The sequence below is a fragment of the Candidatus Epulonipiscium viviparus genome, from assembly GCF_000171335.1.
Lineage (GTDB): Bacteria > Bacillota > Clostridia > Lachnospirales > Cellulosilyticaceae > Epulonipiscioides > Epulonipiscioides viviparus.
Map to the genome: position 1 here is coordinate 1 of NZ_ABEQ01000088.1, position 13,068 is coordinate 13,068.

10 protein-coding genes and 2 pseudogenes are annotated in these 13,068 nt (G+C 44.3%); all 12 read left to right on the plus strand.

Going from position 1 to position 13,068, the window contains the following annotated elements; translation table 11 throughout:
• Positions 1 to 2,312, plus strand: a pseudogene (locus tag EPU_RS14010) (hypothetical protein); the annotation flags it as partial.
• Between the two features lie 87 nt (positions 2,313 to 2,399).
• Positions 2,400 to 3,044 (plus strand): hypothetical protein, encoded by a 645-nt coding sequence (locus EPU_RS10695; RefSeq protein WP_242650856.1) that lies wholly within the window; start codon positions 2,400 to 2,402, stop codon positions 3,042 to 3,044.
• Positions 3,045 to 3,287: 243 nt separating this feature from the next.
• Positions 3,288 to 3,452, plus strand: coding sequence for a hypothetical protein (locus EPU_RS13725; protein WP_156778442.1), 165 nt, complete (start codon positions 3,288 to 3,290; stop codon positions 3,450 to 3,452).
• Between the two features lie 6 nt (positions 3,453 to 3,458).
• Positions 3,459 to 3,623 (plus strand): hypothetical protein, encoded by a 165-nt coding sequence (locus tag EPU_RS13730; RefSeq protein ID WP_156778443.1) that lies wholly within the window; start codon positions 3,459 to 3,461, stop codon positions 3,621 to 3,623.
• 234 nt (positions 3,624 to 3,857) lie between these two features.
• Positions 3,858 to 4,289 carry a hypothetical protein gene (locus EPU_RS10710; RefSeq protein WP_010169288.1) on the plus strand — a complete coding sequence of 144 codons (432 nt, stop codon included), beginning with the start codon at positions 3,858 to 3,860 and terminating at the stop codon, positions 4,287 to 4,289.
• Between the two features lie 21 nt (positions 4,290 to 4,310).
• On the plus strand, positions 4,311 to 4,460 hold the full coding sequence (locus EPU_RS14015; protein ID WP_010165975.1) for a hypothetical protein: 150 nt from the start codon (positions 4,311 to 4,313) through the stop codon (positions 4,458 to 4,460).
• Positions 4,461 to 4,694: 234 nt separating this feature from the next.
• On the plus strand, positions 4,695 to 5,459 hold the full coding sequence (locus EPU_RS14205) for a hypothetical protein (RefSeq protein WP_010169290.1): 765 nt from the start codon (positions 4,695 to 4,697) through the stop codon (positions 5,457 to 5,459).
• A 576-nt stretch (positions 5,460 to 6,035) separates the two neighbouring features.
• Entirely contained in the window at positions 6,036 to 6,341 is a 306-nt protein-coding gene (locus tag EPU_RS10725; protein WP_010169291.1) for a hypothetical protein, read from the plus strand.
• A gap of 6 nt (positions 6,342 to 6,347) precedes the next feature.
• On the plus strand, positions 6,348 to 6,512 hold the full coding sequence (locus tag EPU_RS13745; RefSeq protein WP_156778444.1) for a hypothetical protein: 165 nt from the start codon (positions 6,348 to 6,350) through the stop codon (positions 6,510 to 6,512).
• 234 nt (positions 6,513 to 6,746) lie between these two features.
• Positions 6,747 to 7,106 (plus strand): hypothetical protein, encoded by a 360-nt coding sequence (locus tag EPU_RS14210; protein WP_010169295.1) that lies wholly within the window; start codon positions 6,747 to 6,749, stop codon positions 7,104 to 7,106.
• 339 nt (positions 7,107 to 7,445) lie between these two features.
• Positions 7,446 to 7,610, plus strand: a complete 165-nt coding sequence (locus EPU_RS13750; protein ID WP_156778445.1) for a hypothetical protein — start codon at positions 7,446 to 7,448, stop codon at positions 7,608 to 7,610.
• Positions 7,611 to 8,031: 421 nt separating this feature from the next.
• Positions 8,032 to 13,068 (plus strand): annotated as a pseudogene (locus tag EPU_RS12410) (hypothetical protein); the annotation flags it as partial.

The following is a 13,068-nucleotide window of genomic DNA, read 5'->3' on the forward strand; positions in this document are numbered from 1 at the left end:
CGTATAGCGCGTTCGACAAATCAACAGCCATCCTAACTTCAGCGGCGGCGAAAAACGGAATGGGTAAAAACGATGAAATGCTCACCAAAATCGAAGAATTGGAATCGCTTATCAAAGATATCGAAGCCATTCTCTACGGTTCCGACCGACGTACCCCTATTTTCACATCAGCGACCGGGGCGGATGTTCCAGATGATTCCAATTGGCTTCCGGCGGCGCAAATCACTGCACTCAACAACCAGATCAAGCTAGCGACTACTGCTATCTTCAACACCACAACTGACAAAGACCCTATCACCGGAGCTGTTGGTACAGGCAAAACCACGCTCGCTAGTATTGGGCAAACGATCACGTCTCTCAAAAATAGCGTCACAACTGCAACCAAACTTTTAAAACCTGGTAAGCTGGACTCAGATCTCGAAACAGCCGATGCGGTAAAAGCGAAAAACGAACTTACGATGTTAATAGCGCAGGCATTCGAATATACAAAGTACGCGCAAAGCGATGTACAAGGGAACGATGTCGCGGACGGCCTAGCTTGGGTAACAGAAGAAGACGTGGATGGGTTCACAGTTGATGGCGAGAACGAATCGATGGCACCGAAAGAATTTATCATTGACGCGCACAAGGCGGCGAGCGATGTATTGAAGGCGAATCCGCATACAGCAGAAGGATCTGCGGCCAAGTTGACTGAAGCAATCGGAAAATTAGAGTTAGCGATCGAGCAGTTTGCCAACGTTGTAGCTAACAAAAACCCAGATGGAACGGACGTCACTGGTGATACACTAATCGGAGGCCTTGGAACAATGGATACTCTGAACACAGCAAAAGAAGTGTTAACTGCACGAATCGAGGCAATCAAAGCCTATGTGGAAACAGTCGTAGAAGTAGGCAGTATGACTGACGAAAGTGAAGACGGCGATATCTACGAATTGGCGATGGGCACGTTGTATTCAGACACTGATTCTATCTCTGCAATAGAAGACGCGATCGAAATTGCGACAGATGCGATAAGCGACCTTGAGGACACCGCCACAGATGCGGCTAAGTTAACAGCAGGTTCATTAGACGGAACCACCGCCGATGATCCAGCTGCGGCACCTACTAGCGCATTGGGTGTTTTAAATGGCGAATTCGAATTATTCTCAGGAAGAGACGATAATCATCCCAAAACTAATGAAGGTGTTGATATTGGCAAAGTAAAAGAAAAATCTAAGTACGCAGGTACTCCGTTAGAGCAAGCTGTAGCGGCCATAACCGCGGTACTTGAAAGCGACGAGTTGATCGTGGTTCCAGCACTTAAAACCGGCACCACCGACGCTATGGATACTGATGGAGCAAAAGCTCATATCGAAACTAAACTTAACGAAGTAATCACCGCTGCGGGCATAGACATGAATATTACTGTTGATGAATCTGGTACAGCAACTCCTATTACGGCTAAATTTACGGTTGCAGCTACAATCACTGATTTCGTAGCATCAGCTCCAGGTACTGCAGAAGAGCCTGATGGTGAAGTTGGTGAAAATGAAGTTTCTGTTACGATTACATTAGTAAAAACTGATGGCACTACTGCTGTTACGGGTATTGAACCAGTAGTGATCGAAGGTGAGTTTATAGTGGCAGCCGCTCCATATAAGTGGACAGTAATCGAGAAGTCAGCAGTGCTCGAAGCCGCATCTCGCATTCACTCTTCAAGAGAATTCACGATCGATGGCAACTTACTAGACAATGCAGATGCAACTGAGGCAACTAGAAATCAAGCTAATGCTCTTCTCGCCGCTAAAGAAATCGAGAGACAAGTGAAAGCGTTAATTAATAATGAAGATGTTACAGTATATATTGTATCCGAAGGATTTGATGCCGAAGCTGACGGATTAGCAGCCGCGAATATATTCACAGATGCCACTTCTGATGCAACAGCAGCATATGAGCCACAAGTTAATAAGCCAGACCCTGAGGATCCAGAAGCCGAAGATGAGTCTGAAGACGGTGCATTCGTATTTAATATAGCATTAAGAATCCCTTATGACGGCGCAAATCCTGGTGTGGCGACTATCTCTACTCCAGCAATCGAGGATGAATTAGTAGAAGTAGTTAAAGATGATGCCTCTGGTGCCGATGACACTACCAACAATGAGTTCTACACAGTAATCTTCGACGAAACATTTGAAGCGATCATAACTCCTGGTGAGTATATAGAAATACCCCCTGCCACTGGCGGCGGTGGCGGTGGCGGTGTCGCAAGTGGTGACAGTACGCCGACAAGATCTATAGGATCTAGAATTATGTCATTCTTCAAGCGTTCATAAGAAGCTCAAAAATTAGCAAAAAATACCATTAAATCCGTATTAAATAGTACAACCGAAGTAACTACAGTAGCTGGCGAAGCCGACTCGATGGCAACAGCTAGGATGGCCGACTCGATGGCAACAGCTGATGAGGTCGATGCGATGGCAATAGCTAGCGGAGCCGATTCGATTACAATAGCCGGGGTGGTCGGTGCGATGACAACAGCTGGCGAAGCCGATTTGATTGCAATAGCCGGGGTGGTCGGTGCGATGACAACAGCTGGCGAAGCCGATTTGATGGCAACAGCTGGTGAGGTCGATGCGATGACAATAGCTGGGGTAGCCGACTCGGTGGCAACAGCTGGTGAGGTCGATGCGATGGTAGTAGCTCGCGAAGCCGACTCGGTGGCAACAGCTGATGAGGTCGGTGCGATTACAATAGCTGGGGTAGCCGACTCGGTGGCAACAGCTGGTGAGGTCGATGCGATAGCAACAGCTGATGAGGTCGATGCGATAGCAATAGCTGGTGAAGCCGATTTGATGGCAACAGCTGATGAGGTCGATGCGATGGCAATAGCTGGGGTAGCCGACTCGGTGGCAACAGCTGGCGAAGCCGATGCGATAGCAATAGCCGGGGTAGCCGACTCGGTGGCAATAGCTAGGAGGGCCGACTCGATGGCAACAGCTGATGAGGTCGATGCGATAGCAATAGCTGGTGAAGCCGATTATGTCGCAGTTAAAGTAATACTTTAAGCTAATTATGTAGCAACGACGGGCGTTTCCGGCGACGAAAATCTCTCGGTTAAAGTAATACTTTAAGCTATTATGGTGACTTACATCTTGATCATCGCCGTGGCTGGTACATCCGATAATTTTACTGTACAAATTACAGCCGATTTTGCCGCAGTTAAAGTAATACTTTAAGCTAATTATGTAGCAACGACGGGCGTTTCCGGTGACGAAAATCTCTCGGTTAAAGTAATACTTTAAGCTATTATGGCGACTTACATCTTGATCATCGCCGTGGCTGGTACATCCGATAATTTTACTGTACGAATTACAGCCGATTTTGCCGCAGTTAAAGTAATACTTGAAGCTAATTATGTAGCAACCACAAGCGTTTCCGGCGACGAAAATTTCTCGGTTAAAGTAATACTTTAAGCTGTTATGGCGTTTTACATCTTGATCATCGCCGTGGCTGGTACATCCGATAATTTTACTGTACGAATTACAGCCGATTTTGCCGCAGTTAAAGTAATACTTGAAGCTAATTATGTAGCAACGACAAGCGTTTCCGGTGACGAAAATTTCTCGGTTAAAGTAATACTTTAAGCTGTTATGGTGATTTACATCTTGATAATCGCAATAGCTGGTACATCCGATAATTTTACTGTACGAATTACAGTCCATTTTGCCGCACTTAAAGTAATACTTTAAGCTAATTATGTAGCAACGACAAGCGTTTCCGGTGATGAAAATTTCTCGGTTAAAGTAATACTTTAAGCTGTTATGGCACCTTACATCTTGATAATTCCAAATAATGGCAATAACTAGACAGTCGACTCGATGGCAATAGCTGGCGAAGCCAACTCGATGGCAACAGCTAGTGAGGTCGATGCGATGACAACAGCTGGCGAAGCCGATTTGATGGCAACAGCTGGTGAGGTCGGTGCGATGACAACAGCTAGTGAGGTCGATGCGATGGCAATAGCTGGGGTAGCCGACTCGGTGGCAACAGCTGGTGAGGTCGATGCGATGACAACAGCTAGTGAGGTCGATGCGATAGCAATAGCTAGCGGAGCCGATTCGATTACAATAGCTGGGGTAGCCGACTCGGTGGTAACAGCTGGTGAGGTCGGTGCGATGACAACAGCTGGCGAAGCCGACTCGGTGGCAACAGCCGATTTTGCCGCAGTTAAAGTAATACTTGAAGCTAATTATGTAGCAACGACGGGCGTTTCCGGTGATGAAAATTTCTCGGTTAAAGTAATACTTTAAGCTGTTATGGTGTTTTACCTCTTGATCATCGCCGTGGCTGGTACATCCGATAATTTTACTGTACAAATCACAGCCGATTTTGCCGCAGTTAAAGTAATACTTGAAGCTAATTATGTAGCAACGACGGGCGTTTCCGGTGATGAAAATTTCTCGGTTAAAGTAATACTTTAAGCTGTTATGGTGTTTTACCTCTTGATCATCGCAATAGCTGGTACATCCGATAATTTTACTGTACAAATCACAGCCCATTTTGCCGCAGTTAAAGTAATACTTTAAGCTAATTATGTAGCAACCACAAGCGTTTCCGGTGACGAAAATCTCTCGGTTAAAGTAATACTTTAAGCTGTTATGGCACCTTACATCTTGATAATTCCAAATAATGGCAATAACTAGACAGTCGACTCGATGGCAGTAGCTCGCGAAGCCAACTCGATGGCAACAGCTGGTGAGGTCGATTTGATTACAATAGCCGGGGTAGCCGACTCGGTGGCAACAGCTGGTGAGGTCGGTGCGATAGCAATAGCTGGGGTAGCCGACTCGGTGACAACAGCTGGTGAGGTCGATGCGATAGCAACAGCTGGGGTAGCCGACTCGGTGGCAATAGCTAGGATGGCCGACTCGATGGCAACAGCTGGCGAAGTCGATGCGATAGCAATAGCTGGCGAAGCCGACTCGGTGGCAACAGCTGATGAGGTCGATGCGATGACAATAGCTAGCGGAGCCGATTCGATGGTAATAGCTGAGGTGGTCGGTGCGATAGCAACAGCTGGCGAAGCCGGTTTGATGGCAACAGCTGATGAGGTCGATGCGATGACAACAGCTGGGGTAGTCGACTCGGTGGCAACAGCTGGTGAGGTCGATGCGATGGCAACAGCTAGCGGAGTCGATGCGATAGCAATAGCTGGTGAAGCCGACTCGGTGGCAACAGCTGGTGAGGTCGATGCGATGACAATAGCTGGGGTAGCCGACTCGGTGGCAACAGCTGATGAGGTCGATGCGATAGCAACAGCTGGCGAAGCCGACTCGGTGGCAACAGCTGATGAGGTCGGTGCGATAGCAATAGCTGGTGAAGTCGATTTTGTCGCAGTTAAAGTAATACTTGAAGCTAATTATGTAGCAACGACGGGCGTTTCCGGTGACGAAAATCTCTCGGTTAAAGTAATACTTTAAGCTGTTATGGTGATTTACATCTTGATAATCGCAATAGCTGGTACATCCGATAATTTTACTATACGAATTACAGCCGATTTTGCCGCAGTTAAAGTAATACTTTAAGCTAATTATGTAGCAACGACAAGCGTTTCCGGTGACGAAAATCTCTCGGTTAAAGTAATACTTTAAGCTGTTATGGTGATTTACATCTTGATCATCGCAATAGCTGGTACATCCGATAATTTTACTGTACGAATTACAGCCCATTTTGCCGCAGTTAAAGTAATACTTTAAGCTAATTATGTAGCAACCACAAGCGTTTCCGGTGACGAAAATTTCTCGGTTAAAGTAATACTTTAAGCTGTTATGGTGATTTACATCTTGATCATCGCAATAGCTGGTACATCCGATAATTTTACTGTACGAATTACAGCCGATTTTGTCGCAGTTAAAGTAATACTTTAAGCTAATTATGTAGCAACCACAAGCGTTTCCGGTGACGAAAATTTCTCGGTTAAAGTAATACTTTAAGCTGTTATGGCACCTTACATCTTGATAATTCCAAATAATGGCAATAACTAGGCAGTCGACTCGATGGCAGTAGCTCGCAAAGCCGATTCGGTGGTAATAGCTAGCGGAGTCGATGCGATGGCAACAGCTGATGAGGTCGATGCGATGACAACAGCTGGCGAAGCCGATTTGATGGCAACAGCTGGTGAGGTCGATGCGATAGCAATAGCTCGCGAAGCCGATGCGATGCTCATAGCCGGGGTAGCCGATTCGATGGTAATAGCCGGGGTAGCCGATTTTGCCGCAGTTAAAGTAATACTTGAAGCTAATTATGTAGCAACGACAAGCGTTTCCGGTGATGAAAATTTCTCGGTTAAAGTAATACTTTAAGCTGTTATGGCGTTTTACATCTTGATCATCGCCGTGGCTGGCACATCCGATAATTTTACTATACGAATTACAGCCGATTTTGCCGCAGTTAAAGTAATACTTGAAGCTAATTATGTAGCAACGACGGGCGTTTCCGGCGACGAAAATTTCTCGGTTAAAGTAATACTTTAAGCTGTTATGGCGACTTACATCTTGATCATCGCAATAGCTGGTACATCCGATAATTTTACTGTACAAATTACAGCCGATTTTGCCGCAGTTAAAGTAATACTTTAAGCAAATTGTGTAGCAACAACAAGCGTTTCCGGCGACGAAAATTTCTCGGTTAAAGTAATACTTTAAGCTGTTATGGTGACTTACATCTTGATAATTCCAAATAATGGCAATAACTAGACAGTCGACTCGATGGCAGTAGCTCGCGAAGCCAACTCGATGACAACAGCTGGTGAGGTCGATGCGATGACAATAGCTAGCGGAGCCGATTCGATGGCAACAGCTGATGAGGTCGATGCGATGCTAATAGCCGGGGTAGCCGACTCGGTGGTAATAGCTAGCGGAGTCGATGCGATGACAATAGCTGGTGAAGCCGATTTGATTACAATAGCCGGGGTGGTCGGTGCGATAGCAATAGCTAGGATGGCCGACTCGGTGGCAACAGCTGGTGAGGTCGATGCGATGACAATAGCTGGGGTAGCCGACTCGGTGGCAACAGCTGGTGAGGTCGATGCGATAGCAATAGCTGGTGAAGCCGATTTGATGGCATAAAATAATGATAACGAATCAGTCGATACTTATACAAAAATGATTTTCAATCACAATGATGTTACAGCCCATTTTGTCGCAGTTAAAGTAATACTTTAAGCTAATTATGTAGCAACCACAAGCGTTTCCGGCGACGAAAATCTCTCGGTTAAAGTAATACTTTAAGCTGTTATGGCGTTTTACATCTTGATCATCGCCGTGGCTGGCATATCCGATAATTTTACTGTACGAATTACAGCCCATTTTGCCGCAGTTAAAGTAATACTTTAAGCAAATTATGTAGCAACCACAGGCGTTTCCGGTGACGAAAATCTCTCGGTTAAAGTAATACTTTAAGCTGTTATGGTGATTTACATCTTGATCATCGCCGTGGCTGGTACATCCGATAATTTTACTGTACAAATTACAGCCGATTTTGCCGCAGTTAAAGTAATACTTGAAGCTAATTATGTAGCAACGACGGGCGTTTCCGGTGACGAAAATTTCTCGGTTAAAGTAATACTTTAAGCTGTTATGGCGACTTACATTTTGATAATCGCAATAGCTGGTACATCCGATAATTTTACTGTACAAATCATAGCCGATTTTGCCGCAGTTAAAGTAATACTTTAAGCTAATTATGTAGCAACGACGGGCGTTTCCGGTGACGAAAATTCCTCGGTTAAAGTAATACTTTAAGCTGTTATGGCACCTTATATCTTGATAATTCCAAATAATGGCAATACACAATCATCACTCAGGTCATGATAATAGCTAATGCGACCATTGTGATTGATGAATACTTAACGCCCTCTCTCATTTTATTTAGGGCTCTTATTATGTTTACTTTTGGATCTCGTATATCCAATTTCTAGCAGAGTGTTGTGTTTTCTCTGCACTTTATATAGCGGCCACGTGCGCCGCTTCTTTCAAAAAAGGAGATGAATAAATGTCGTTAATGAAAAAATATCGAAAACAAATGGCTTTTACTTTACTTGCTTCTGGTGCTATAGCTGTTACTCCGCTCAATGTTGCGGCTGATACTATCGGCTCTCTTATGACAAAGGCTGATGCTGGTACTTCAATTGGTTATGTAGAGCTTGCTGATTCAGAAGATGTTCCTGTAATAGATGATGAATTTGGCAAGTCATTGAGGCTCACTGCTCTTCACACTTCTCTCACAGAAGGATTAGAATTCGCTAAAGATCAATCTTATATTCCAGAGAATGATGAAGCATTCGTTGCTCTCGAAAATATGTTACTAACAGATAAGATAGCACAAGACAGTTCTCACGGATTGATTGAGCATCTTGAAGAAATAGCTAAGATTATTACAGATGTTAATAAAGATGTTGCTAAAATCGATTTAGAAGCTGGAACTGGAGATGATTACAAAACAGCTATCGATAAGCTAAAGCAAGAGATTCACTACGTTGATGCCCATATGGATTATTCTGAGTTTGCACCACTAATTCTTGATGCGCCAGTGGCAGCGGGAGATGAGCAGAAGCCAGTTGACTTTGGCGAAGCTACAACAACAACAGAAGCGAAGCATGCCGTGAAAATTGCTATTAGTAAAGATGGACTCGATGTTACAGATGGAAAATACTGGGTTGCTGATGCTATCTACACAGACTTAGAAAATAAGCTAGATGCAGCCGTTGCCGCTGTAAAGAACTTCTACCCTGATACCATGGTCACAAATGCCGTAGATAACACCGTAATTGAATTTGATTTTAGTGCCGAGGTCGGAACTTCTACTGAGTTTAAAGGTTTCGCCGACAAGGTAACTGATTCTACTTTAGTGACAGAAGAGACAAACGACATTGCAGGAACAAGAAAGATAACCAAATTACCAGACGAAACCGCTTACGATACAAATATGGGTACCGGAACAGCTACCAACTATACTACCATCGAAGATTTAGAAACAGCGTTGAAGAACCTATCCGATGCGTATGATACCTATCTTGATGCCGAAGACGGTGAGGCAGAACTTATCAATGCCGCTACATTCGAACTCGACAAGCAAATTGCTATAGCGATGCTCGGACTTGATCCTACTTCTAACTTAGAGGGTGCTCTCACTTTCGAATCGACTCCTCAAGTGTATATGTATGCCGCCGTTGCCGCCGATTCTACTACTACTGCTCCAGTTGCAAAAAGTGCGGCTACTAAAGTTATAAAGGCTACGGGAGATCCTGACATTACTTTGATCGGTTTTGGTAATGATGATCAATACTTTATCTCTCCAGCTGTGACCAATAACTCATTCGCCATTGGAAAAATTCTTAAACATGGCGCTTCTGCTGAATTCCTTGAAATCGATGCCACATATATCACACCAGCTGAGGCGAACGCTAAAGCTAGTGTATTGAAAAAGTTAATCGCGGAGATGAAACTTTATGATGGTAAAGATATTACAGAAACTGGCGGAACAGATAAGGTTGATACTGAAGCCGAATATAAAGCATACCGTGCAGAAATCAGTGCGGGAGTTTCAGCGGCGGCTAAAAATGATTATGGTGCGGATACCAAGATCACTCTTGTAGCCGAGAAGATGGCAGCATTTGGTGAGGAAATCGCCGACATAGCAAAAGTTGGTGCTTCTGTTGAAAGGCAAGAAGCTATGGATACGCTTGGCAGGTATCTTGCTTACTTTAACTATGGTACTTGGACAGATGGTAAATTCACAAAATCAGAGACTCCATCTACTACTGAATTTGTCACAAAAGCGGCCATCGATGCTACTATCAATGCTGGCACTCCTACTCCAATTGGTAAACTCAAGGTTGACAAAGCTACTACTACTGTAACAGCTAAAACTGTTGATACATTCTACAATATTTCAACAAAAGACGGCCTCGATGCTACGAAGGATCAATTATGGGTAACTGCCGAGGAGCGCAATGATCTTGCATATACCTTAAACAATGCGCACACATTCCTCGCTGACCTAGTTAAGGCTCCTACATCTACAACATCAACAGCTTTAGTTGAAGCAAAGATCGCGGAGGTAGAGGCAGCAATTGAGGCATACGACGCAGCCGCTAAAGAGGGTCTCAAGGACGACTTCGCAGAAGAGGTTAAGAAAATTACTGATGCTTTGGCTATGGTTAAGCCACATGTTACTCTTCCTACATTTACGCTTGCTGATTCTGGCACTACTCCGGTTCTTGCAACGCAAAGATCTATACCTGAGGCTAATGAGACTGTATTATCCGATGATGGAGTATTCACTATCACTCGTGAAGTATTCACTGTAGCTCCAGAAGGATTCGCACTTAATGATGCGGCCACTGAAGCTGATGCTGCGTATAGCTCCATTCAAAACGAGAAGCTTATGGCGGCTACGGCTACTCATTACGTAACTCCAGCGGATCTTGATGCATTGTTTGCGGCAATCGACCCAGTAGCGTTGTTGGTTAACAATACTACTATTGTTCCAGCTGCGGGCATAGTAGACGTTCACTCTACAGAAATTAAAAATGCGAGCAATCTATATAACGACTTAGTTGCTAAATACTTAAATGGCGAAATCGAAGCAATAGCCGATAAAATTGAAACAGCGGTGGGAGTTTTCGAAGATGCTAAGAAGGAAGTTATGTCATATGCCAAAAGAGCTGATCTAGTTACTGCTATAGATGGCAATATGGAAACTACTCCAGGAACTGTCGCAGCTGGCTCAATTAGAGAGCTAATCCTCGTGGATCCACTTAATGGAACAGTTTATATCAAGCCAGATTCAGCAGATCTTGCGATATCAAAAGATGGTGGCTATACATTTGTGAAATACACCCCTGCTAATGTGGACGGGACTCTTGGCAAGTGGGAGCCTGCTACTACAGCTCCGACTAATTGGGTTGATGAAGCAACGCTTTCGGCATATAATGCAGCAATTGTGACCGCTGAGAACGTTGTTAAAGAAAGTAAGATTGCAGCTAAAGCTATTGATGGCACAGGCGCTGGAGCTCAAGTCGGTGCTGATGTAACCGGAGCTCTTGATGCTTCAACAACATATGCGGAATTAAGTTTCAACGAAGATGTTCTAGCGAAGATGGTATCAGCGGCGGCGACCGGTGAAGATTACTTTGAAATGGCGAACGAGACCCTCGCTATAGCTAAGGCGGCTTTCGAGAAGGCGTATGAAAAACCAGAAGATATTACGAGTGTAAAAGATGACCTTGAAGCGTTCACCACCGCTGTTGAATCTCTATACACTCTTGCGACTGACGCTCTTAAGACAGATCACCGTGAAGAAGCTGGATGGATCGACGGAAATGAAGGTAGCGTTTATAAAATTGAAAACGCTGATAAGACAATCACCTACTTCCCTGCAGGTGTGTATGTAAGTAATGACAAGTTTGGCCTTATCAACTCTGTATCGGGCGAGCCATATGCAGATACTCCGGCTCATTACGTAAATTCACGAGTTGTAAACGACTATATGTTAGCTATTAAAGCAGCCGAAGATGCTAAGAACAAGAGTCTCGTTGACCTAGATAAGCTAATTGAACTAAATGCTAACTACTTAAACGATATTCAAACTAAACTTACTACTGCGAAAGCGGCCTATGATGCTGGTAAGAAAGCACATGCTGACGTTAAAGCTGCCTTCACAACGAATTATGGATTGGCTCAGACCGCACTTGGAACCACGGCACTCAGTACTGAATACTTCAAATTCAAAGATGCCGCTGGTGAAGTTTTCGCAACTGCAGATGCGATTACTGTAACCTTTAATTCTGATAATGCAGTAGATTTAACGACAGAAATTATATTGGGAGGTAAAGTTAAACTATCACTTGATGGCATTTATGAATGTGACGAATATGGTGTGGCGACTGAAGATAAAGTATATGAAGATGGTATGTATTGGGTAACTCCAACAATGTTCAAAAACCTAAAAGACGCTATCATAGATGCGCAGGAATTAATAAACGATGCCGCAAGCTTCGACGAAGGTATTGTTGATGCATATATTCACACAATAACAGCGCTCAATACAATCAAAGCCGGCCTCGAGGCTGATATAGCTACTGAAGAAGGTAAGGCTCTTAAAGCGGCTGGTGCAGCAGCAATAGGGGATCTCGAGCTTTCAGCAGAAGATGAAGAAACCCTCACAATTGCATTCGCTGATACTACGAAAACAGATGCAGCTAAAACACTTGTAGGAACATTAACGACTAAATACTTTGAAAGCCAAGTAGATTTCACTGAAGTGGTGGCGGCATTTGTTCCTACTAAAACTGAGGATGTTGGTACAGAAAAAGCTGCGGAGTGGATTGATGCGGCAAAAGTAATTATTTATGGAGCTGACAAAGTAGCTGGCGGTGCTGACCCTGTCGACAATAGAGATGCGTTAGTCAGCGAGCTACCAGGTGGATTCGATGTTCTCACGCTAGCCGCTCTTGCAGCAGCTGACACGGATGAGGATAAGGATGACAATGACAAAATTATTTATGGTCTATCTGATGCCGAGATCACAACCGCATTTGGTGAGGCGGTATACTTTGAAAAAGCATATATCGATGCATTGAAAGCGGCGATAAAAGTAGTAGAAGATGCTGGCGACGAAGTAGAAGCCGAAGAAGTAGAGGCGCTTGCATTGTTAGTAAATCAAGCACCGAAAGAAGTTAAAGACGTAGAAATCGAGAAGAACGCGAAAATCGATCTATACAATAGTTACGTGAGTACCGAGGCTCTATTAATGAAAGACGGCAAAGAAGTTGTAGCCAGCGACAACAAAGGTGCTTCAACAGCTAAAGACACATATTGGGTAACATCCGCACAATTAAATGGTTTGAAGGCAGCATTGACGAACACCGAAAAATTATTAAACAATACAACCACCGCCGCAAAAGCATCTGCCACATTTAATAAAACTCTTGTTACGCAACTTACAACTAACGCGCGTCTTGGAGCGGCGTTCAAGCCAGCACCAGGCACCGCAGAGAAAGAGGCTATGGATAAACTTAATGCGGCC